Origin of the sequence: Nostoc sp. (assembly GCF_035638895.1) — a bacterium.
In the GTDB taxonomy this organism is placed as follows: domain Bacteria; phylum Cyanobacteriota; class Cyanobacteriia; order Cyanobacteriales; family Nostocaceae; genus Nostoc.
On record NZ_DASQZC010000154.1, the window covers coordinates 1 to 24,153 of the forward strand.

Consider the following 24,153-nt stretch of genomic DNA (forward strand, 5'->3'; position numbering starts at 1 on the left):
TCTAGCGGAAGGAGTACAGTTTGTATCGCTTGGCATATTAGGCGTGATGATGATTGGGGCGGCCATTGGTGTGGTGCTGTTCTCCAACATCGTCTATTCTGCCTTTTTGCTGGGGGGTGTGTTCATCAGCATAGCGGGAATCTACCTGTTGCTAAATGCTGATTTTGTTGCAGCTGCACAAATACTAATTTACGTTGGGGCGGTTAACGTGTTGATTTTGTTTGCCATTATGTTGGTGAACAAACGGGAGGATTTTGTAGCATTTCCCAACTCTTGGGTGCGGAAAGTACTAACAGGTATAGTCAGTGTAGGATTGTTCGGTCTTTTAAGTACGATGGTGCTGGCTACTCCTTGGGCTTACTCAGCTGCTCCGGTGGCGGGTGGTGAAAGTTCTATAGTTTTAATTGGTGAACATTTCTTCACTGACTTTTTACTGCCTTTTGAACTGGCTTCCATTTTGCTGCTGATAGCAATGGTAGGAGCGATTATTTTGGCACGTCGCGAGTATTTGCCAGACCTGTTGACACCATCCAAACTGGGGCAAACTGTTTTGACTTTGCAAGAACGCCCCAGAGAACTAGTATCAACAACCAGCGAAACAAAAGAGTAATATTTACGACTTGAGTCGTAGATAAATAGCCAGATTTTTCAGGAGGGATATTCAGATTCATGCAACTCCAGTACTTTCTATTACTAGCAGCAGCTTTATTCTGCATCGGCATCTACGGTTTAATTACCAGCCGCAACGCTGTGCGGGTGCTGATGTCAATTGAGTTACTGCTCAACGCTGTTAATCTGAATTTAATGGCATTTTCCAACTTCCTCGACTCAACATTAATTAAGGGTCAGGTTTTCACAGTATTTGTGATTACCGTGGCCGCAGCCGAGGCGGCGGTGGGTTTAGCGATCGTGCTTGCCATTTATCGCAACCGCGATACCGTCGATATGGAGCAGTTTAATCTCCTGAAGTGGTAATTGTGCGTGCAACTCAAGCAGGTAATCATTGCTTATAAAGCGCGGGATGCCCGGAGTAAACAATGGGCAGAAATCTGTGCTAAACAACTAGAAAGCCGCGAGTGCCAGGTGTTGATGGGGCCAAGCGGCCCGAAAGACAACCCCTATCCTGTCTTTTTGGCTTCGGCGGCTCAACCAATCGATCTCGCCTTGGTACTCGGTGGCGATGGTACTGTTTTAACTGGTGCCAGACATTTAGCCCCGGCGGGCATCCCTATTCTGGGAGTGAATGTGGGAGGCCATCTGGGGTTTTTAACTGAGTCGGTGGAAGAGTTTCAGGATACTGAGAAAGTTTGGGATCGACTGTTTGAGGATCGCTATGCTATCCAACGGCGGATGATGTTACAAGCTGCTGTGTATGAGGGTCACGGGTCTAATTTAGAACCAGTTAGTGATCATTATCTGGCTCTGAATGAGTTTTGTGTCAAACCCGCCTCCGCAGATCGAATGATTACTTCAATTCTGGAAATGGAAATTGACGGTGAGGTAGTCGATCAGTACGTCGGGGACGGGTTAATTATTTCCACCCCCACAGGTTCTACAGGTTACACTGTTTCTGCTAATGGGCCAATTATGCATGATGGTATGGAGGCGATTACGATCACTCCTATTTGTGCAATGAGCCTTTCTAGTCGCCCCCTCGTTTTACCCCCTGGTTCTGTGGTGAGTATTTGGCCTTTGGGGGATTATGATTTGAGTACCAAGCTGTGGACAGATGGGGTTTTAGGGACTTCAATTTGGCCAGGACACCGCGTTGATGTGCGGATGGCAGATTGTCGGGCTAAATTTATTATTTTGCGCGAGAACAATTCCTACTATCAAACGCTGCGAGAGAAATTGCTTTGGGCTGGTACAAGGGTTCACTACAGCAATAATCACCGTAATTAATTAAGTATTTTAGAGTGCATTTACCGCAGATTGCGTAGGCGTAGCTCGCCGTAGGCATCGCCGCAACCAGAATTATCCAAGCCCCTGGATTTATCCGGGGGCTTTCTGCCTTGATTTTGACTTATGCTTAGTGTTTCACTTTAATTTAACGTGAGTTCAATAGATTACTGAACCGGATTGATTTATAGCCTATATCAAAAGAAAATTTTGTATCTTATTGCCAGATTTTTTTGGAATTAATGTCCATAATAAAAGCACTCTACCTCTAATTCAAGAGAGTAAAAAAGCTGTCTAGAGGTTCTTTTCTCAAAAACCGTCTCAATCACGTTTCGACACATTAACACACAATGTGAGCTATTTGTATAGAGCCTAAATCCTAGTAGAATATTTTCGCAAATCTAAGTAGGAAGATAGATGGAAGTTTCTGGACGCAACATCAATTACCCACTGAATCCTCCTGCCTCTCTTGAAGATTTCCCCGTCCTTCAAACTGAAAAATATACCCTACGGCTAGCGTCAACTGAAGAAGAATTAGAATCAATTTTTCGGTTACGCTTTGAAGTTTTTAATCTTGAACTAGGCTTGGGATATTCTGCTTCTAACTTTACCCAAATGGATATAGATAAGTTTGATGCAGTTTGCCATCATTTAATCATGATCTCCAAACAAACGGGTAAAACCATTGGAACTTATCGGATGCAAACCTATACAATGGCTTCTCAAAGATTAGGCTTTGATGCTGCCGATATATTTAATCTTAATGCAATCCCCAATTCTGTGCTTCAGGCATCAGTTGAAGTTGGACGTGCATGTATAGCTAAAGAATACCGCAATATTCAGGCACTTTTATTACTCTGGGAAGGATTGGCAAATTATCTCATCTGGAGTAGAAATCAATATTTCTTTGGCTGTGCATCATTACTAACACAATGCCCTTTAGAAGCTACTTGTACTTATGATTATTTTCAGCAAAATGGCTTGATGCATCCAAGTATTTTGGTTTCTCCAAATTCACAATTTTGCCTAAAAATGCCTCATAAATGTCCAAATTCTTTCAATGTTGAAATACCTAAAATTTTGCAAGCATACTTAAATATTGGAGCTAAAATATGCAGTATTCCAGCTATTGATCGGCAGTTTAAGACTATTGATTTTTTAACTATATCTAATGTTGCAGAGTTTGCCAGATGGCGTTATCCAAATCCTTTCAAAAAATCCTTACCACTGAGGGTTTGTGACGATTAATGCCACTGCTGCCGTGTTATCCAACGGACGTGAGAAAAAATATCCTTGTCCATATTCACAGTTCAACTTTCTCAGAAATGCTAGCTGTTCTTTTGTCTCCACTCCTTCGGCAGTCACATCCATACCTAATTTGTGTGCCAATGTGATAATTGTCTCAATAATTTCTAAATTTTTGCCATTAGCATCTATCGGGCTGACAAAGGAACGGTCAATTTTCAACACACTAATCGGAAAGTTATGGAGACGGCTTAAGGAAGAATAGCCTGTACCAAAATCATCAATTGATAACTTAATGCCCATTTTCCGAAGTTCTGAGAGTGCGGCATTTGCCTCATCGCCATTTTCCATAATTGCACTTTCAGTAATTTCTAACATGAGACTGCCAGCATCAAGACCAGTCGAGTGCAAAATTTCCGCAATCTGCTTAATTAAATCCGGTTGAGAAAATTGCTTAACTGAAAGATTGACGCTGATTTTCTCTAATGAGTTTGTCCGATGGCTCATCTGCCAGCTTCGCATCTGGCGGCACGCCTCATGTAATGCCCAGTAGCCAACCTCGATAATCATTCCGCTTTCTTCTACTAGGGGAATAAAATCTGTTGGAGAAATCAAACCACGCTCTGGATGGTTCCAGCGCAGCAGAGCTTCAAAGCCTGAAAGTCTGCCATTAGCGAGGGAAACAATTGGTTGGTAATAAAGCTGAAACTCATGGCGTTCGCTCGCTCGCCGTAGATCGTTCTCTAACTGCAATCTGACCAGAGCTTTAGTATACATTTCTTGGTTGAATAGTTCATAGCGGGCTTTGCCCAGCGCCTTGGCTTGGTACATAGCCGTATCAGCGTCTCTTAGCAGGTTTTCTGGTTGGTCATAGTCTACTGTCGAACTCAGGGTAATGCCAATGCTTGCCGTTGTAAATACTTCTTGCCCGTCAAGCTCAAGGGGTAATGTCAGTTCTTGTTGAATTCGTTCAACTACTTTGATGGCGTCTGAGAGATTCTGGAGTTCGTCAAGCAAAATTGTAAATTCGTCTCCCCCAAGTCGTGCGGCTATATCCGTGGAGCGTATACATACTTCTAATCTATTTGCAATAGCAATTAGAAATTGATCTCCTTTTAGGTGTCCGAGGCTGTCATTAATCACCTTAAACCGATCCAGGTCGAGAAATAGTACAGCAAATAAATAATTTTTCTGTCGCTTGGCTCGCTGGAGTGTGTGTTTTAAGCGCTCCATAAAGAAAGCTCGGTTTGGTAGACCTGTCAGTGCATCGTGAAACGCATTATGTCGTAACTGTTCTTCTACCTGCTTCCGCTCCTTAATTTCAGCTTCTAATTGCCTGTTAACCTCTAAGAGTCCAGCAAATGAATCTTGTAATTGAGTAGCCATTTGATTATGGGCCTGAGCAAGAACTCTTATTTCGTTGATACCCTCTACTGCAACGGTTTGGTTTAACTTCCCATTGGCGATTTCCTTAGAGGCAATGCTTAAACAGAGAATTGGTTGAGTAATCCAATGAGAAGTAATCACTCCTATGGCTGTAGCTAATATCAACGCTCCTAAACACAGCAAAATAGTGGTTCGGGTGTTGACTTCGATATGCTCCATAAAGTCGGCTTCTGGAACCACTACGATAATCAGCCAATTTAGCCCACAGTCGGCTGTAAAGGGCATTAACAGTACAAATTGCCGCTTGCGATCAATTTCAAATTCTAGCTGTTGGCTAGAAGAAACGTTTCTGAAGTTACCAAATTGTGATTGCAAATACTGTGTTGTTAGACGAGTGATCCGATCGCTGCTGGCGATCGCTCTGAGCCGTTTGTACGTTTTTCTGCCACCCTGATCACTTACGATAAAAGGTTCCTCCGCCATTGAAGTTGCTACCAAATCTCCAGAATGCTCGATAATAAATGTCTTTCCTGAGCGGCCAATCTTTAAACTGTGCAAAAACTCACTCAATTGCGAAAGAGATAATGTTGCATTCGTCACCCCAAGCAAAGTACCTGTCTGGTCATAAAGAGGTTGGGTTGCACTGAACGCTAGCCCTGATGAAGAGAAATAGGGATAAATTTCTGTGCAAGTAGATTTACCTGCTTTCACTGCATTTATGTACCAAGGGCGAGTGCGAGGATCAAAGGTTTTGTTAACTTGAATTAACTTGGCACGACTACCTTGATGATCAATGGCGTAAGTATAGTAGTTGTTACCTGTTGATTGATCTTTTTTTCGGATGACTAGTGAACCATCTTTAAGGCGATCAACCGAATGAATTTCTCCTTGTGTACTTGCAAAAGCGATCGGGTTTAAGGGCTTGAATAACTGTATTTGACGCCATAAATGGTGTTCTAAAATTCTTCCATTTTTTAAACTTAACTCACCAACCTGGACAGAATTGGCGTTAATCTGAGTAACGAGTCGGGGGATTTCTATGTAATCGGTAATATGTTGATGAATCCGAGTAGTAACTTCATTCTGCAGCTGAGTACCAACCTCATTAACAGCTTTCTGACCATTTTTTAAAGAGAACAATGCTGTTAATCCTACAGCAGCAGAGATTTGCAGGATGAAAGGGACTACAAGAGCTACACGGAGCGGCACCCTCAATAACCCTTTTGGAATCGGACGCAAGAACTTTTGCTGTGGCATCTGCGCGATTTTAGCCTCGCATAGGTTAAAAGCAAGAGTTATCTTGCCAAGGCAGTATTTTCAATCTGCTGATACAGCTACTTTAAACTGCTACCTCGAATTCCTATCAGTTAACAATACCGAGTGGCATAGGCGTAGCCCGCCGCAGGTATTGCCCGTTGTACTGTAGAAGCAAGGAAAAATCCTTTGTTCAACCTTAGGTAATGCCCTTTTCCCAACGTAGGAGAATTGAGAACTATAACCGACAAAGCGATCGCTCAATGCACGGTAGCTGTGGACTTGGCTTACCACAGAGCCGGCTACACTTAGTGTATTTTACACTCCATTGACATTTCGGTTTTAAAACCAAGTCCAGTTTTGCGAGATTTGATACAACGTTGTCCAATTCTTTTCGTAATTAATAAAGAAGAGGTGTTGATTGCCAATCTTGCCAATCAAATAAAAGTATGGTTGGCGATGTTTAACAAATAGGCTTTGCTTGAAGTGTTGGCAATGTCTAGGACGGAGGTAACTGCGACACCTTATCTAGTACGCTTAATTAAATGATTTGAGAAAATTTTTTAGGAAACCCACTTATGCGCCATCTCAAATTTGCTCCGAGTTGGTTGCGATTTTTAATCATTTTTTTATTGACGATGGGTATATTGTTTCGCTTTTTTAACCTTGAGGGCAAAGTTTACTGCCATGATGAAACTTATACTTCATTGCGGATTTCTGGTTACAGAACAACTGAAGTCAAACAACAAATTTTTAATAATCGTGTCATTACTAAAGAAAGCTTTGCCCAGTTTCAAGGTGCAAATCAACAAAAAAGCTTAAATGACACAATCATGAATTTGGCGAAAGAAGATCCTTACCATCCACCGCTTTATTACATAATAGCTAGATTGTGGATGAACATATTTGGTAATTCGGTGACGGCGATTAGAAGTTTATCTGCCTGCATCAGTTTGCTGGTTTTTCCTTGTGTTTATTGGCTATGCCGAGAATTATTTAATGTGCCATTATCGGTTCCTGGTGTAGCGATGCCTGCGGCGGGCGTAGCCATCGCACTCATAGCAATTTCTCCAATTCAATTAGTTTATGCTCAAGAAGCACAAGAATATATTCTCTGGTTAGTCACTATATTATTATCCAGTGCGTCTCTGCTGCGAGTAATCCGGTTGGAATCACAAGATAAAGATGAGGCAGTAAAAGAACAAAAAAAACCAGATTTATTCGCTATCTGGAGCATTTATGCAGTAACTTTAGCTATTAGTCTTTATACATGTCTTTGGAGTGCATTTGTAGCACTTGCTCACGGAATTTATGTAACGATCGCTGCCAAATTTAAGTTGACTGAAACTGTCAGAACTTATCTCTTAGTATCACTGGTAGGTTTTTTAGCTTTCATGCCTTGGATAACAATTGTGATGGGTGACTTTTTTCAATTTTTGCTTTCGACAGATAAAACAAGAATCCAGTCATCTTTGATGCCTACATTTCCATTCTTACTAATGCAGTTAAGCCGAATTTTTTTTGATATAGACCTTAAGCTAGATAATCCTCTAAACTATTTAATTACAGCACTATTTTTAATTCTGGTAGGATATTCAATTTGTTTTCTTTGTCTAACAACTAACTATAAAGTCTGGTTTTTTATTATCACATTGATTGTAGTGCCAGCACTACCCTTAATACTATCAAGTGCTGGTGGCATACAATTATCTACTGAACCATATTTCATGCCATCTTATTTAGGCATCCAAGTAACTGTCGCTTATCTACTAGCTACACAAATATATAATGAAAGCGTGCCACGCCGGAGCATTTGGCAAATAATCATGACATTAGTGATTATTTGTGGACTGATTTCTTCTAAGGTGAGTTCCCAGGCAGAAACTTGGTGGAATAAAGGTACGAGTTATGGCAATCCACAAGTTGCCCAAGTCATCAATCAGACAAGTAATCCACTTTTGATTAGTGATGCTTTGGGCAATAATTATGGGAATGTTTTTTCTCTAAGCTATCTTTTGGAACCAAAAGTGCGGTTTTTGTTGGTGAACAACCAACAAATCCCTAAAATACCTGATGGGTTTGCTGATGTATTTTTATTCAATCCTTCAGAGAATTGGCGCGAAACAATCGAAAAAAATTATAAATTAAAGACAGATATTGTTTACAGTGATCAATATTATTCGGTCTGGAAATTGGTTAAATCTCCTAAGTTGCGCCGACGTAATATCTTAATTAAGAATAAGTTAGTTAGCAGTTTATAAAAGTTCTCAGTTAAGTAAGTACATAACCTCACCCCCAACTCCCTAAGAGCAAGCGAGCAGCTTGGCTCATTTGATTGGAAAAGCTATATAGCAGGGCTATTTCATTCTCATCTAGCCCGCCTCAGAATGAATTCTGAGTCTAATAGCGAAAGTCGTCTAAAGACGACTGAGAAAATGCAAGATTGTCTACAAGCGATCGCGAATTGTTTTGAGTTGATCTTGAGTCTTTATTGGCTCTCGCGGTGCTGGTAATTCGGTATTAGGCCAGTTAGGTAAATCATTGCAGGGGCATAACAACGCCGGCATTCCAACGTTTCGCGCGGCTACTGGCATACTGCAACGGCTGCAAGGTAGCATTTCCCAAGCTGGTGTCAACAGTTCAGCAATGGTTTCGTGTGTACCGTCTAGGTAACAATCACCCGATTCCGGTGAGAGAATTTTTTGCCAGCACTCTTCAAATTCTTCACTATAGCGATCGCCATTTAGCACCGACTGGGGCAAAAAGCTTGCTTTACCGTTGCTCGTAATCACTTTCTTACCCAATTGAAACCAGTAGGCAAGGTATTCTCTAACTTCTTGTTTGGTTGCCATATTACAATTTTAGATTTTAGATTAATTTGAATCAATAGTTAAGAATCTTGACTCCTCACTTCTCCTTCTCCTCTATTTGGCAATGGATAACCAAGCCTGCTGAGATTGAGAACATGACCACCTGTAACTAAATAAACAGGATTGCTAAGTACACCTAGCTGGCGCACTAAAGAACCCAGGCGATCGCGGAACGCCCTCCCAAGGGGATAAGCTGGTATCACACCCCAACCTACCTCTTCTGCTACAAACACCATATCAGCAGCCACCAGATCCACCGTCTCTAACAACTCTGCAACGATGTTTTCCCAGCTAGATTCGTCCTCTTCTAAGAGATTCGCAACCCAAGTTCCTAAAGAATCAACTAAAAGACAGGTATAAGGTTTGGCATCAGCGAGGGTAGCAGATAGTTCCACAGGTACAGATAAAGTTAGCCACTCTTGGGGGCGACGTTGTTGATGTTCTAAAATGCGTTGATGCCATTCTTCGTCATCTGGGTTATCGGTGGCTGTTGCTACATAAACAACAGCTTTTCCTGACTGCATAGCCAGAGTTTCCGCCCATTCACTTTTACCAGATCGTGCTGGCCCTATTACTAAGATGATTTTACTCAAAGTTGTTTCCTGAATATTTTAACAATATGCCTACGGTTGCAATTTATCACCCCAGTTTTTTACTTTATCGACAAAATTTTTAGTTTCAAATAACTTTTAAGAGATAAGATTAGCACCAGCATCATTGATGTCACAATTGGCAAAAGCCGAAAATCCCAACAACCCCATTTTTAATTATCCAACACCATCGGGGACAGCAAACCTTAGGATGTCTTTATGAACGCAGGCTTAAAACGCATAGAAGCAACTCTACATGATTTAGGGAATCGCGGCACTGCCTCTGCCGCCGAAGCTGGTGATTCGACGACAAAACGGCCTTTCTCCTTTAGAATCAGTGTCGGAGCTAACGAATCCACAGAAAGTACACAAACTCCATCCTCTCAGGAAGAACAAACAGTTGACACTGAAAGAGATTATCCTGCTGAACAAGATTTCTTTCCTCACCATGAGTCTGTGCAAACCTTTCAAGCAGAAGAGGATGGTAGCAAAACACCCAGCCTACCCAAGTTGAAAACTCCGAGCTTTAGTAGCCATCGCCACGGAGCGAATCCAGGATTGGCGATGAATCTATTGCAAGAAATTCAGGAAACTGTCGCCGGGTGGCAAATAGAACTGCAAAATATTTTGAAGCAGATTCAGGATATTTACTTAGAAGGGCCAATTGTCAATGGCTGGTTAGAATCCAATCCCAAGGAACCAGAAGCAGGAGGAACTGCAACACTGCGCCATGCAGAAGTTGACCGTCTGATGAACTACGTAGAAGAAATTTGCGCCACAGGTGGGAAAGTATCTTATCAATCATCTATTACTGGCTACCGTCTCTGTGGTGTAGACGATACTGGTAAAGTTTGGTCGCGCCCATGTCCAGCAGATCAGATTCCAAATGTTAGCATGGCGATCGCGCGTTACCAAAAGTTACGTCAACTGTTAGGACGCAAGCAATCTTTGGAAACTCGCTTGAGTCAACTGGCCCAAACACTTGTAGTTTTACACGGTCATATTCAACAAACGTAAAGTTTTAAAGATTATTTCCGAAGAAACTCGGTTGGTGGGTCGGTAATTTTTAGTTTAGATTAACTCTCAGCAGGTGTACGTTGGATTTAAGATTTTAATCTAAAATCCCAAATCTCAAATCCAAAATAAAAGCTATGCCAGACACCCAAATCTCAGCTATTATCTGTACCCACAATCGAGATACCTATTTAGGGGCTGCAATTGATAGTCTTTTAGCGCAGGATTTTGCTGCTGACTTTGAAATTGTGGTAGTTGATAATGGATCTAGCGATCGCACTCGTGAGGTTGTAGAACAAAGGGCCTACAATCAGCGCCTGAAGTATGTATTTGAACCTACCATTGGTTTATCTGTCGCCCGCAACACGGGTGCAAAAGTAGCTAGTGGTGATATTCTTGCTTATCTAGATGACGATGCAGTTGCTAGCAAGGGCTGGCTACAAGTTTTATATTTTGCCTATTACAATAACTCTAAACTTGCGATCGCAGGTGGCAAAGTCACTCTCATCTGGCCTCCAGGAATTCAACAACCACAGTGGCTATCTCCCGGATTAGCTGCAAATCTCGGTGCATACGATTTGGGTGACAATATCATCTATATCGAGCAACCTGGCTTAACACCCAGAGGCTTAAATTACTCCATCCGCCGCCGTTTCCTAGAAGAAATTGGCGGTTTTGATCCTCATCTCGGTCGAGTGGGAAAAAATTTATTATCAAATGAAGAACTGCAAATGACCGAATTTGCCCTACAGCGTAATTGGCAAGTCGCTTATATTCCTGAAGCGCTGGTTGCTCACAATGTTGCTCCAGAACGCCTCCAACGCTCCTGGTTTTTAAACCGGGGCTGGTGGCAGGGTATCAGTGAATGCTATCGAGAACAACTCGCTGGTAAAGCTGGAATTGCTCAATTACAGCGAGGTAGCGAACGCTTTGTACGCGGCTTGTATAAGGCATTGCAATATTTTTCTGACCCAGCAGAACGATTTGACAAACTTGTATATGCTTACGGTCAGATTGGTTACTTAAATGCTGCTATTCAAGGTCTTTTATCCACATCAAATAAGAAATAAAGAAGAATAGAAAATTCAGAATGCTTTTCTCTTGGGTAAACAATCCGCAATCATATTCAAGTCCATTCTAACTCCTAACTCTTGTACAGACGCGATTAATCGCCTCTCTACCCCTAACTCCTAACTCCTAAATATATGTCATCTAAAATACCAGTTTCTGTATTAATTCCGGCAAAAAACGAACAAGCAAACTTGCCTGCTTGCCTTGCTAGCCTCAGCAGAGCAGATGAAATATTTGTAGTAGATTCTCAAAGTACTGATAACAGCATTGAAATTGCTAAAAGTCACGGTGTAAATGTCGTACAATTCAACTTCAATGGACGCTGGCCTAAAAAGAAAAATTGGTCTTTAGATAATCTACCTTTCCGTAATGAATGGGTATTAATTGTAGATTGCGATGAGCGCATTCCCCCCGAACTTTGGGAAGAAATTGATCAAGCAATTCAAAACAATGAATATACGGGCTATTACCTCAACCGCCGCGTATTTTTCTTAGGAAAATGGATTCGTTATGGCGGGAAATATCCCGATTGGAATCTACGTTTATTTCAACATAAAAAAGGTCGCTACGAAAACCTACATACAGAAGATATTCCTAATACTGGTGATAACGAAGTTCACGAACATGTGATTTTGCAGGGCAAAGTTGGGTATCTCAAAAATGATATGCTGCACGAGGACTTCCGCGACCTTTATCACTGGTTAGAACGACACAACCGCTATTCTAACTGGGAAGCCAGCGTTTATTTTAATATTCTTACAGGTAAAGATGATAGCGGCACTATCGGCGCGAATCTATTTGGTGACGCAGTGCAACGCAAGCGCTTTTTGAAAAAAGTCTGGGTACACCTGCCATTTAAACCCATTTTACGATTTGTTTTATTTTATATTATTCAACGCGGTTTTTTGGATGGCAAAGCCGGATATATCTATGCACGCTTGCTAAGTCAATATGAATATCAAATTGGTGTTAAACTCTACGAATTACGCAACTGTGGTGGTCACTTAAATACTGCAACTACCCCGAAAGAAGGAGCAGGCGAGCAGGATAGCAGGGGAGCAGAGGGAGAGCTGTTGACCATTGATTCCTAATTAATGACTAATGACCAATGACTAATGACTAATGACCCTTTTGTAGATTTACGCAAATATGACCAATCCTGGTTTGATCGGGGGCGTCCAGGTTGGTATATTTTATTATGGTGGCTTGTGCAAGCGATCGCCTTTCCTCTAACTCCTCAACCGTTAAATATTCTACGTTGTGCTTTGCTAAGACTATTTGGCGCTCGTATCGGTAAAGGCGTATTAATTCGACCCACCGCCCGCTTCACCTACCCTTGGAAAGTTACCATTGGCAACCACAGTTGGATTGGAGATAACGTAGTTTTATATAGCCTCGATCAGATCCACATTGGTGAACACTGCGTAATTTCGCAGAAAAGTTACCTATGTACTGGTAGTCATGATATCCAAGACCCTGCCTTTGGGTTGAAAACAGCGAGTATCACCATTGACAATGGTGCATGGGTAGCAGCAGATTGTTTCGTTGGGCCGGGAGTGCAAATCGGCGCTAATGCTGTGATTGGCGCTCGTAGTAGTGTTTTTACTAATATGCCTGCTGGGCAAGTTTGTTGGGGAAGCCCGTGTTGTTCCAAGACGGTTCGGATAAAACTTGATTCCTCCACAACCCCATAATTTGATGGATAAGGGACTTCCAAGAAATAAATTATCCAATCTTGTAGGGTGGGCATCTTGCCCGCCTTTGACTATGGGCGGGCGAGACGCCCACCCCACAATAAATAGTTGTATATTTTTTATTTGGAAGTCCCTAAACAACATAGTAAGGTAGCACAGCTAGCTGTGCTACCTTTGTTTTCTTTATATAGCGGTTCCTAACCTTTAAAATAAATTTAATAATAGGCAAGTATGAATTTTAACAAAAATATCATTCTAATAGTTGATGATACTCATATTCACTTAAAAGTATTAATACAAAGTAGAGTTAGTCATTTGTCATTAGTGAATGCCCAATGTCCAAGCAAAATTGTAAGCAGCAGTGGTAATATATTTTTACGGCTGCTCTAATCCTTGCTATTGATGAACAAACTATTGGATGAAACGCTGTCAATTAAAATTGCTGAAAGTATAAACAGCAGAGCTAGCACTCCGTTTGATAATGCTTATAAAGCAGCATTATCCACTGAGGGAGCAAGATATATTCAGGGATTTTTAGCTTTTGCGGGGAAACCATACAGACCGATTGAACACGGTTGGATTGAGATAGGCGACGCTTCCGATGTCCATATTGTCGATCCTACATTACCGCACCTAAACAAAAATCCCCAAGAACTTTGGTATTTTGCAGCACAAAGGCTGACCGTTAAAAAACTGAAAGCCATCATTGAAGAATCGAAAGAAGATTATCCAGAAGATGATCCATTGCCAATTTATGGCGATCCACCTTATGAATATTACGGTGATGTGATGTTGGGTGGTCAAGACTATTTAGCAGCATATCAAGCCGCAGAGGCTAAATGCCGAGAAATCAGCGAACTCAACCCTGAGAGTAACTAAGAAGAGGGTATTAAATAATTCGTAATTTGTAATTACGAATTATTTAATTCGATTTTCCATCGCTACCAAAGTATTCCCTATAGCTGCAAATTTTGTCTCCACGCACATCAAAAGAAACCGCTACCCGATTTTTGTAAGGCTGTCCGAACAAAAGCCCCTTATCCCGAAACTCAAAGACAGCCGTCGTTTCACTGCTAGTAACACGGTCTAGACTAGTCAGGTTCAAACCAGGACTGAATGATTCAGAAACGTACTGGAAAAATTCTCTAGCTCGCTCTTTTCCCACATTTGAACCGTGGAATTTTCCCATTGGAAACCAAAGGGTAAAATCTTCTGTGAGCATATCTAACAATGCTTCCCACTCTCCTGTTGCCATACCATGCGTCAGATTCTCGAATGCCTGTTGAGCAACTTTTAAAGTATTTTCTGAATCTTGCGTCATTTTCACCCCCGACCGGATATAAACTAATACCGTGTTACTTAAAATCTCACCATCACTTTGCCACAATTCTGGCCACTGAGAAGATATTCTACAGCGTCGGGTATAGATTCTATGCCTTGAAACTGTGTTGGGTCAACGGCAACTTTGAGTTTGTTTGTGTAGAACAGGTTTAAAAGGCGATCGCGTGCCTCTGCCATATATTCTTTATAATGAGGCATAAGAAAGCCTCTCACAGAAGCAGCTTTCCAAAATAGCTGGTGATAAATGCGTGGTTGTGTAATTTGCTCTACATTATTTGCGTATTCGGAGATAAAGCCAACGGCTACTAAGCGTCCGCGCACTGCCAAGTTCTCAACGCAAGTATCAAATACTGCTTTGCCTACACACTCAAAAATTAGATTAATTCCATTGGGGTATTCTTGCTTGAGGACTTGATTGAGGTTTTCTGTGCGATAGTTGATAATGCGATCGCACCCTAATTCCTTTAATAAATCTGCCTTCGCATCAGAACTACAAGTACCAATGACATGATTACCAGCTAATTTTGCCAATTGCACCGCAATATGACCGGTTCCTCCTGCTGCTGCTGTTATTAAAACCACTTCATTACTTTTCATCTCTCCCACTTGTTCCAATGCAACCAAAGCTGATACACCTGTAGGTATTAGTGTTAGCACCTCTGGCGTTGCTTCCCGCACCTTCACCGCTAAGTTTGCATCAATAAGCTGATATTCTCGATAACCGCCACCACGCGCCGTAGTTATTACAGCATCATCTATTTGAAAATCTTTAACATTTTCACCTACAGCAACAACTTTTCCCACTGCTTCCACACCCAAGTCAAAGGGAGGAATCAAGTTAATATATGGAACATCACCACGACAAAGTAAGGTGTCAAAGCCACCGTTAACGCCAGCAAATTTGTTTTGAATTAAAAGTTCACTAGACGCAGGTTTAGAAATAGGAACTTCAACAATTTCAATGGCAGATTTAAAATCTTCATTAAGTTGCTTTGCTATTAACTTTTTGTAAGCTTTTGCGTTCATATACCCATCTTATTTAAGAAATATAAATGTAGGGCGCTTTAGCTGAAAGCATAACGCACCATCAAAAATCTAAGGTGCATTATACTAAGCTTATAAAGCTTTATCCCACTCTAATTGATGAGCTAAACCATACTTGATAAAATCTTCTTCTTTAGCTTTATCGCTTTTACCAAAAACACCTAAGCTGTAAGGATTATCTTGCATTCGTTGTGTAACTTGCTCTTTTTCAAATCGGATAACTTCATCTTTAGGTTTATCCGGTTTAAAAAAGTCTACAACCAAGACAGTTCTATCATAATTAGTGTAATTATGCGGGCAGTGTGGATAACTATGATCTAAAACCAGGAATTTTCCTTCATGCCAATAAAGTTGCTTATGGCATATTTTCATAGCCACATCTCCCTCTGGCACGATTAATCCTAAATAGCCACGATTCATGTGAGGGTTATAGTTTACATGCAGTTTGATATCCAAGCCTGGATGGAATGTTCCAAAATACACATTTCTAATGATTCCATCATCGCTAAAATTAACTTTTTCTAGTGCTTTAGCCAAATTGGGGAAATATTTATCTCTTAATATAAGTGCTTTTTGTGATGCATCATCTGGGCCATAATCAGGATATTGTATTTGATGCGCCTGAATATATTTTTCAATAAACATACCTTGAAATAAAATCCCGAAAGCACTATATTTTGCATCACCCTTGGTTTTAATCGTTTGACTTTTAGGCCCCAAAATCTCATAAGTTAACTTTAACTCCTCATCAGATGCATTTTTAATAAAGCGTGTAAACTCATCTCTAATCACTTGCCAGTTATCTTCAAAACTTTTGAGGAAAGTAAATTTTTTGGGGTTTATATGATATTCATTAAAACTTTCCATTGCCTTTGCTCCTGAAGATGATTTCATAAAAAACCGTTATATAATGATAGGATTTGGTCTTCATCCCGATTCAATGTTGGAATTCCTGACTAAACTCATTTTAGTGTGAGGTCTACTGTGTCTGAAACTCCCGTATTAGATAAAATTATCAAAAATGTGCGGGTAGTTCGTCCCCATCAGGATGCAATCGAACTACTTGATTTAGGCATTAAAGATGGAAAATTTGCTCAGATTGCCCCTAATATTAGCCAAGACACAGCTAAAGAGGTATTTGATGGCAAAAACCTATTAGGCTTTCCTGGGGTCGTGGATGCCCACATGCACATCGGTATCTATCAACCCCTCGACAAAGACGCTGTAACTGAAACCAAAGCAGCCGCAATGGGAGGCGTGACTACCAGCCTAAATTACATCCGTACAGGGCAGTATTATCTTAACAAAGGCGGCTCCTACCGCGATTTTTTTCCAGAGGTATTGGCGTTATCCGCAGGCAATTTTTTTGTAGATTACAGCTATCACATCGCACCTATATCTAGCCAGCATATCGACGAAATACCTTTATTGTTTGAAGAACACGGTGTCTCTTCCTTTAAAATCTTCATGTTTTATGGCGGTTATGGGTTGCATGGTTTGTCAGACCAGCAAAACTTCTTTTTAATGATTAATAAAGAGGAACGATACGATTTCGCTCATTTTGAATTTATTATGCGTGGTCTAACTCGCTTGATAGAAAAGCATCCAGAAGCGCGAGATACTATCAGCTTGAGTTTGCATTGCGAAGTTGCAGAAATTCTCAACGCCTACACCAAAATAGTTGAAAATGATTCTAGTCTTAGCGGATTACACGCTTACAGTGCAGCACGTCCTCCTCATTCCGAAGGTTTAGCAATTTGCATTGCTTCTTATTTGGCGCATGAGACTAACTGTGCAAATATCAATTTGCTGCACCTGAGTTCGCGTAAAGCAATCGAAGCAGCTTTGACTATGCAAACTGCTTTTCCTCATATCAACTTTCGGCGAGAAGTTACTATCGGACATTTATTATTAGATGTCGATACTTCCAATACAATTTGGGCAAAAGTCAACCCTCCTATTCGTCCCCGTGCCGATGTGGAATACTTATGGCAAGCAGTACTCAACAATCAAGTAGATTGGATAGTTAGCGACCACGCTTGCTGTTCTGCTGAACAAAAAAGAAGTGCTAAAGACCCGAATAATATTTGGTTAGCAAAGTCTGGTTTTGGCGGTACAGAATATTTACTTTCTGGTGTATTTAGTGAAGGTAGCAAACGAGGGATGTCTTACAATCACATGGCTAAATTGCTATCTTGGAACCCATCGCGGCGTTTTGGTTTGTTACAAAAAGGCGATATTGCTATTGGTTATGATGCTGATTTAGTGTTGGTAGACCCAAATGAAAGTTTTGTGGTACGTGCTGCTGATTCGGAATCGCAACAAGGTTATACACCCTTTGAAGGAGCCGAGTTAACCGGACGGGTGAAGAGTACTTTTTTACGTGGAAATCTTATTTATAACAATGGGCAAGTTCTAGGTTCACCCACTGGGCGGTATTTGAAAAGATCATAGAGTTACAATACCCTTTCTAGAGTTTTTTAAACACCTGTATTATCTAGAAAATCTATAACTACCTTTGATATTTCTTCAGGTATTTGGTTCATCATGCAGATGGTTCCATCAATCAACTCCACAACCTTAGCGTGGGGAATTGCTTGTGATAAAAAATATCGGTCTTTTGCCAGTGCTAAACCTAATTTTTGGAATTCTTCTACATCGTCAATTCCCCAGACTATCAGTGTGGGACATTTAATTAAAGTAAACCTTTCGGCGGCATCTATACAGTAGTTTCCTACTGCCCAAACTGCGTACAAAGGATAGCCAAAGCATTTCAAATCATCTAAAACCCAACGATGATTCAAATCAGCAGAACCCACATATCTGGAACGGGCTAACCATCTTTCCATCAGGTGCGAACCGTTTTCCTGAATAACGAAACCTTCCTGAAACCGCCTTATTAAATCTGCTTTTCCGGCTTCACCAAAACCAGCAACGTTACACAAAATTAAATTATTAACCCGTTCTGGATAAGCTGCGGCTACTTCTCCAGAAACGAAAGCGCCTGTGTGGTTTCCCAAGATATTTGTTTTTTCAATACCTAACTCATCTAACAGAGCAATAATAGTTTTAGTGTAGTCCGCCACTGAATACAATTTTGGCGGTTTGTCAGAATCACCAAAACCCATGAAATCCATCGCTATCACGCGGTACTTTTTTACCAAAATGGACATTAATTCGCGATATTCGTCACTACTACGGGGGTTCATGTGCAGTAGTAACAAAGGCTCTCCCTCACCACCAATCTTATAAAGGATTTGTCCATCTTCAGTATCTAAAAAAGCTCGCTTGATTGGTTTGTTCATAGTACCTTGATACATTTAACATTTATGTCAATCCTGATTTAACTTATTCAACAAATTACCTTTTTTGTGATATGTTTTGCAACCATTCAATCAGGGGTCTTAAGGTTCCTGGCAATGCTGCTTCACTGACAGTCAGCGTATGTTGCTTGCCTTTATCTTCTACTGTTAATTTATACTGAAAGCGATCGCTCTGAGCATTTAGCGAGGTAATGTGTTCAGGTAGCCTTACTAAGCTGGAGCTATGTAAATCCTGGAACGGAAGTAATTCTGGATGATTTAGCGACCCGTCGTTGTGCTGCAACTTTGGGAATTCCAGATGCACGTTCAGTTTACCCCGGCACTACGAAAGTTGAACTGTATTTATCTAAAATCTAGTTTCATACTCAACTAGGAATTGATTTTCATCCCCTAAATTAGTTGAGCCTCGCATCAAAATTTCATCATTGAGTCGATAAAGCACGTTATAACGGAAAGACTCATCTGTAGATAAAGGTCGTGATAAAGAGGCAGAGAAATTTCTATTAATGTTAAACACGCCCTCTGCTGATAAATTCAAAACTGAAGCTGTTGTTGTTTCATTATTAGTGGTTGGGGTGGGAAATATCCGAAATTCGCTGAAACCAACAGCCTGTCCGATCGCAGTAATAGTTCCTTGCAAACCACCTAAAATGGTAGAGCTAGCGAAATTAGTCAGCCCTTGTCCTGCATCTGCTTGACCGAAAGAACCAAGAATTGAGCCACCTAACAGAGCAACTATTTCTCCCTTACTACGGCTAGGTTCACTCGTCAACTCTAGATTGTCGCCCAATTTACTAGCTGGGCCGTTGGCCCTGGCTTGAACGGTAACGGTACGTAAAGTCCCGAAGTTGCTAGGAGAAACATCGCTGACTTCAGCAGACAATGGTGATTCCAAAGTTTGACTGTTCCTTGCTGATGTTTCCGGTACAATTGCGGTAAGTCGGACATCCAAAGTAGGGTCAAGCCCTTGACTAGGAATAAACCGCGCTGTTTGTTCGTAGCCTCGCGCCAAGGTAAACTCAGTCGAAAATATGCTGAGTCGTCCTCCTGTCAAACGAATCACTCCTTGAGGAAGCGGCTTGGCTAATGTACCATTAATCGTCAAGCCACCTTTGGCGTCAAAGCTCAATATCGGCTGACTCAAGGCGGCTCCTCCTGGTACAAAGTCCAGTAGTGATTGACTGGTAACACGAATATTGTCGTCTAAACTTAACCTTAAATCTGCAAACTGTATAGGTAAATTGGGTGGAGTTGCTGCACTAGCATTAGTGTTTGCTGTAGTCACTGGACTAGCGTTACTTTCTGCTGTAGGTGTGAGATTAACTGTAACCTCTTCTCTATTTATGACGTTAGCGTTAGTTTGATTTGTAGCTGCTGATTTTGTTTTAGCAGTAGTGCTTCCAATGATTACCTGACCATCACTTAGCTGAATATCTCCACCAATTACAGGTTTTAGTGCTGTTCCGCGAATTACAACATCGCCGCCTACACCGCCTTGATACAGTCCTGCAATCTTAAAATTGAGTTTGTCTGCTATTGATACTGTCAGGGGATTCGCTAGGGCTTGCTGAGGATCAAAAATTGGCAGGATACCTGATGCATTTATTTGCCCTTTATTGTAAGTACCTTGGATACCTTGGACATTTACTGTATTGCCATTAAATTGCGCTGTCCCGGTGACATTCGTTAGGGGTTCAGATAAGGCTTCAGCACGAAAAGTTGCATTGTTGAGTGTGGCATTTCCGTTAATAAGTGGTTCGTTTAAAGTACCCCGAACGTTTAAATCTACTTGTCCTTGACCGTCTACCCAAGCGACTTGATTGTTAGTAAACAGGTTTAACAGTGCCAACCCTTCATTATTCACGCTGGCGTTGATGCTGATTTGATTGCTATCTGGTTGCACTTTAGCAAAAGGCAAAGCAGCAGGTACGCTACCTGTAATTGCAACTGGTTGGCTTCCAGTAACTAACAAAGTACTGTCAAAATTCAAGCGAGCATTGTTGTAGTCAAAGTTTACCTGTCCTGTTTGCACAGGTTGCTTGTTGAGAGTCGCATTAGCCAGTGTCACTTGTCCTTGCGCTCTAGGATCTTGTAAACTACCTCCCAAATTGGCATCAGCATTGACATTACCAGTTATATCTATCGGGTATTTTTCTATAAAAGGTTGTAAAAGCGATAAAGGTAGACTTGCTACATTCAATTTTCCAGATAGCTCAGTTCCTAACTGTCCGGTAAAAGCCACCAGTCCTTGATTTATCCCGACACTCAAGGGCGAAAGTGTGACGACACCATCAGCAAAATTGCCTTGAGCAACGACTTGATTAATGGAGTATTCACCCCATTGCCAATCAGCACCTTGGAAATTAAAGCCGACATTTAACCCAGATTTTAACGAGCCATTACCTGAAATTCCTCCACTCAAAACACCCGTTAATTCTGCAAGGGTGGGTAAAGATGCGTCTTTTTTGGTTTCTTGTTGCTGTTGTTTTGCTATCGATGTTGCAATATTTGAGAAATATGCTAGCTGTGTTTTTAAATCTGCATTGGGCAAACTAACAGGCTCGGTATTAAGTACTTCTGCTCCAGCCAACTTCGGAGGCTGCAACCCGGTACTAAAGTCTTTAAAATCAAAGATATTAAACGCTTGTAATAGTCTCTCAATTTTGGCTTGGTCTAAATTAGCTTGGAATTGAAATTGCGGGTCATTCCCTGTTTTTACATTTCCACTGAGGGCGATGTTGGTATCTGCAATCCGCAATTGACCATTAGTCAAGTTAGCAGTACCATCAGCATAATTGATGCTGCCGCGAAATTCATCTGCTGCGACTCTGGCAACACGAGGCGCTGCGATCGCAACGTCTCCCGCAATGGCATAATTATTCAGATTAACAACTAAATTTCCCGATAGTTGCCCCGCCAGAGGTTTCAATTGATTATTAGGTAAAAAGCCCCCAACCAAAGCTATAGGAAACTCTTGAGCGTTGATGATTAAGTTCTCTCCCTCAGTTCTACCTGTGGTAACTGCATCATCTCGCTTGACTAAAAATGAAGTTGGACGATAATCTGCACCTAAGTTAAGTGCAATCCTATCTTGCTTCCCGGCTAATCGCAGACTTGCGCCTTGTCCGCCTTGAAAATTCACATTTCCAGTTAAAAGTGGGTCAAACTTCAAGCTACTCACATTGAAATTCCGCAGCCGGATATTACCATTAGCTTGCGGTACATCTGGAGTACCTGTAACTTGCCCATTAAAATCAACTAACCCCGCTAATGCTACGTCTCCAGGAACTTGAAAGCCAGTATTTTTTAAGTTGAAATTCTGCGCCAGTACGTTTAAATTAAATCCGGCAATCTGGGGTGCGCCATTTGGTGGAGACTGAATAGCGATCGCACCATTAGCAGTCACTCCTTGGGTACTTGCGTTTTCAACTATAATCTGCTGCCCATTCCACTGAAATTGAGCGGTAAGCGGTTTTGCCAGCAGTCCTACCCCTTGGGGAAGGCTGATTTGTCCACCAGCGCGAATATCTGCAAGCTGAAAAGATTTTGTTGTGCCTGCTAACTGAATATTGCTATTGAGCCGTCCTCGCAGTTGTGGTGAGAACCGATTGAGTTGAATTTGAGAAGCGTTGACAACTCCTTGCCAGCGTTCTTGTGCAAGTTGACCACTAGCTCTGATTGTCCCACCTGCGACGTTCAAAACCGCATCGGGGAAAACGATACTCTCTCCTCGTTTGGCAACAACAACTCGTCCGGTGGTGGGATAGGTGGCTTTCGGCGCTTGCACCCGCGCTACTGTTTGTAGATTATTCAGTGTACCAGAAATATTGGCATTTGCTGATACATTTCCAATGGTGATGGAGGGTGAAGAGTTGTATACTTTTGCGATCGCATCCCCTGGTAAATTTTGTGCTTGCACATTCAACGCCACCCTACCTTGGGGTGCAAGCTGAAGTTGACCGCTAGCTGTTACTTGCCCTCCCACCTCTGGGTTTGCTTGAACTTTAGCAACATTTACGTTTAATGGGCTACCTAGAGAACCAGAAACTTTTGCGTTAGCAGATATACCACCAATATTAAGCGGAGTTGAGATACCGTAACCTTGAGCGATCGCATTTCCTGGTAAACCTTGAGCTTGAATACCTAAAGCTACTTGGCCTTGGGGAGCCAGTTGAACTTGACCACTGGCTGTAATTCTTCCACCTATTGGCGGCGTTACCTGAACACTATTAATATCAAGTTTCAATGGTTGTTTGCCAAGTGAACCAGTAACTTCCGCTTTTGCTGAAATATTGCCAACTGCGATCGGTAGAGCAACGCCGTAGTTACGCGCTAGTATATCCCCGGATACACCATCAATTTGAGCATTAAATATTACGTTATCTTTGGCTCCGATATTTGCTTGACCGCCTCCTGTGATTTGACCACCTGCTGCGGGGACTATTTTCATATTGGAGACAGCAATTTGAGAAGCAGTTTGAGATGCATTCAAGCGGAAGTCAGTATTGACGGCTGTGAAGAGAACGCGGTCAACTTGAATAGGTTTCGTATTGCTTAATGTACCGCTAACGACTGGTTGCTGTAATGCGCCACCTACCTTAATATTTGCTTGAACTTCGCCACTAGCTGCGACTGGCGAATTTACATTCAGCGTGTCTAAGATATTTTTCGCACTAACTGGTTTTATTTGAGCAAAGAGATTAAAACCTGTTTGGGTATTAATTGTTCCATTAGCCACAATAGGAACTTTGGCAAAGTTCGTATTCAGATTTTCTAAAGAAACTGTCTGACCTTGAAATATAAATCTGCTATTAAAATTAGAAACTTGCTGAGGAATCTTGGGAATTTTAGCAACAATTTGATTAGCCGTAGCTGTTCCTATAACGGCTATTTCTGACAGCTTGGGTGGAATTTGAACGCCTAAGTCAGCATCTAAGCGGCCTGCTTGCAAGGCAATTGGCAACTCAACTAATCGACTTATATCAGATGCTTGTAAATTTTGTGCTTGCAGCTTGAGGTTAGTTTGTTGAGCTTTGGTTTGTGTCTCACCAACGATTTTAACTGCGCCTCCCCTAGCCAGTTGACCATTGATGTCATAACCAATTCGTTGATTTTGATCAAAAAATCTGGCAATACCGCCAAATTGATTTAATATTACTGAGCCTTTCGGTCTAGTTGGCCCGGAAGCTGGCGATAACTCTACATTCCCATCTTGAATTTGAAGTGTCTCCAACTCAGTTTGAATAGCACCTTTTCCTTCCGCAGCCTTGACTTGGGCTGCAACCCAGCGACCATCCTGATCCTGTTGGATGTAAACATTGGGTTGAATCAACGTGACATTTAATGCAAGTTTTCGGGTAAGGATGAGTTGTAAGGGCGAGAACTGCACATCTAAGGCTTTTGCTACTACCTGATCTGGATC

At 41.6% G+C, this 24,153-nt stretch carries 20 protein-coding genes; 11 read left to right on the forward strand and 9 right to left on the reverse strand.

What is annotated here, in order from left to right; genetic code table 11:
- The 4 genes from VE944_RS07355 to VE944_RS07370 all read left to right on the forward strand — a co-directional run.
- Nucleotides 1–610 (forward strand): NADH-quinone oxidoreductase subunit J (locus tag VE944_RS07355; RefSeq protein ID WP_324974477.1); only part of this gene is annotated, 610 nt, incomplete at its 5' end.
- 59 nt (nt 611–669) lie between these two features.
- On the forward strand, nt 670–975 hold the full coding sequence (nuoK, locus tag VE944_RS07360; protein WP_006199065.1) for an NADH-quinone oxidoreductase subunit NuoK: 306 nt from the start codon (nt 670–672) through the stop codon (nt 973–975).
- A 6-nt stretch (nt 976–981) separates the two neighbouring features.
- Nucleotides 982–1,902 (forward strand): NAD(+) kinase, encoded by a 921-nt coding sequence (locus VE944_RS07365; protein ID WP_324974516.1) that lies wholly within the window; start codon nt 982–984, stop codon nt 1,900–1,902.
- 414 nt (nt 1,903–2,316) lie between these two features.
- Nucleotides 2,317–3,147, forward strand: coding sequence for a GNAT family N-acetyltransferase (locus tag VE944_RS07370; RefSeq protein ID WP_324974519.1), 831 nt, complete (start codon nt 2,317–2,319; stop codon nt 3,145–3,147).
- On the opposite strand, the gene VE944_RS07375 is transcribed toward VE944_RS07370, so the two are convergent.
- Nucleotides 3,121–5,787, reverse strand: a complete 2,667-nt coding sequence (locus VE944_RS07375; RefSeq protein WP_324974522.1) for a bifunctional diguanylate cyclase/phosphodiesterase — start codon at nt 5,785–5,787, stop codon at nt 3,121–3,123. The genes VE944_RS07370 and VE944_RS07375 overlap by 27 nt on opposite strands.
- 575 nt (nt 5,788–6,362) lie before the next feature.
- Between VE944_RS07375 and VE944_RS07380 the strand changes: the two genes are divergently transcribed.
- On the forward strand, nt 6,363–8,045 hold the full coding sequence (locus VE944_RS07380; protein WP_324974525.1) for a glycosyltransferase family 39 protein: 1,683 nt from the start codon (nt 6,363–6,365) through the stop codon (nt 8,043–8,045).
- Nucleotides 8,046–8,231: 186 nt separating this feature from the next.
- Here the strand turns inward: VE944_RS07380 and VE944_RS07385 are convergent, their stop codons facing one another.
- Complete coding sequence (locus VE944_RS07385; RefSeq protein ID WP_324974527.1) at nt 8,232–8,636, reverse strand: hypothetical protein; 405 nt, start codon at nt 8,634–8,636, stop codon at nt 8,232–8,234.
- A gap of 38 nt (nt 8,637–8,674) precedes the next feature.
- Nucleotides 8,675–9,247 carry a bifunctional adenosylcobinamide kinase/adenosylcobinamide-phosphate guanylyltransferase gene (gene cobU / locus VE944_RS07390; protein WP_324974530.1) on the reverse strand — a complete coding sequence of 191 codons (573 nt, stop codon included), beginning with the start codon at nt 9,245–9,247 and terminating at the stop codon, nt 8,675–8,677.
- Nucleotides 9,248–9,463: 216 nt separating this feature from the next.
- Between cobU and VE944_RS07395 the strand changes: the two genes are divergently transcribed.
- From VE944_RS07395 to VE944_RS07415, 5 genes are all read left to right on the forward strand, one after another.
- Entirely contained in the window at nt 9,464–10,261 is a 798-nt protein-coding gene (locus tag VE944_RS07395; protein ID WP_324974533.1) for a hypothetical protein, read from the forward strand.
- 134 nt (nt 10,262–10,395) lie between these two features.
- Entirely contained in the window at nt 10,396–11,328 is a 933-nt protein-coding gene (locus VE944_RS07400) for a glycosyltransferase family 2 protein (protein WP_324974536.1), read from the forward strand.
- Between the two features lie 135 nt (nt 11,329–11,463).
- Complete coding sequence (locus VE944_RS07405; protein ID WP_324974539.1) at nt 11,464–12,420, forward strand: glycosyltransferase family 2 protein; 957 nt, start codon at nt 11,464–11,466, stop codon at nt 12,418–12,420.
- 24 nt (nt 12,421–12,444) lie between these two features.
- On the forward strand, nt 12,445–13,023 hold the full coding sequence (hpsU, locus tag VE944_RS07410; RefSeq protein WP_324974542.1) for a hormogonium polysaccharide biosynthesis acetyltransferase HpsU: 579 nt from the start codon (nt 12,445–12,447) through the stop codon (nt 13,021–13,023).
- 402 nt (nt 13,024–13,425) lie between these two features.
- Nucleotides 13,426–13,902, forward strand: coding sequence for a hypothetical protein (locus tag VE944_RS07415; RefSeq protein WP_324974544.1), 477 nt, complete (start codon nt 13,426–13,428; stop codon nt 13,900–13,902).
- Nucleotides 13,903–13,945: 43 nt separating this feature from the next.
- On the opposite strand, the gene VE944_RS07420 is transcribed toward VE944_RS07415, so the two are convergent.
- The 3 genes from VE944_RS07420 to VE944_RS07430 form a co-directional block, all read right to left on the reverse strand.
- Nucleotides 13,946–14,344 (reverse strand): nuclear transport factor 2 family protein, encoded by a 399-nt coding sequence (locus VE944_RS07420; RefSeq protein WP_324974546.1) that lies wholly within the window; start codon nt 14,342–14,344, stop codon nt 13,946–13,948.
- 38 nt (nt 14,345–14,382) lie between these two features.
- Nucleotides 14,383–15,390, reverse strand: coding sequence for a zinc-binding dehydrogenase (locus tag VE944_RS07425; protein ID WP_324974549.1), 1,008 nt, complete (start codon nt 15,388–15,390; stop codon nt 14,383–14,385).
- A gap of 90 nt (nt 15,391–15,480) precedes the next feature.
- Nucleotides 15,481–16,275, reverse strand: coding sequence for an aspartyl/asparaginyl beta-hydroxylase domain-containing protein (locus VE944_RS07430; protein WP_324974563.1), 795 nt, complete (start codon nt 16,273–16,275; stop codon nt 15,481–15,483).
- A gap of 117 nt (nt 16,276–16,392) precedes the next feature.
- Between VE944_RS07430 and VE944_RS07435 the strand changes: the two genes are divergently transcribed.
- Nucleotides 16,393–17,862 (forward strand): dihydroorotase, encoded by a 1,470-nt coding sequence (locus tag VE944_RS07435; protein ID WP_324974552.1) that lies wholly within the window; start codon nt 16,393–16,395, stop codon nt 17,860–17,862.
- A gap of 26 nt (nt 17,863–17,888) precedes the next feature.
- Here the strand turns inward: VE944_RS07435 and VE944_RS07440 are convergent, their stop codons facing one another.
- The 3 genes from VE944_RS07440 to VE944_RS07450 all read right to left on the reverse strand — a co-directional run.
- Complete coding sequence (locus VE944_RS07440) at nt 17,889–18,713, reverse strand: alpha/beta fold hydrolase (protein WP_324974554.1); 825 nt, start codon at nt 18,711–18,713, stop codon at nt 17,889–17,891.
- A gap of 55 nt (nt 18,714–18,768) precedes the next feature.
- Nucleotides 18,769–19,035, reverse strand: a complete 267-nt coding sequence (locus tag VE944_RS07445) for a protealysin inhibitor emfourin (protein WP_324974558.1) — start codon at nt 19,033–19,035, stop codon at nt 18,769–18,771.
- A 42-nt stretch (nt 19,036–19,077) separates the two neighbouring features.
- A partial coding sequence (locus VE944_RS07450) for a translocation/assembly module TamB domain-containing protein (RefSeq protein ID WP_324974561.1) occupies nt 19,078–24,153 on the reverse strand: 5,076 nt, incomplete at its 5' end.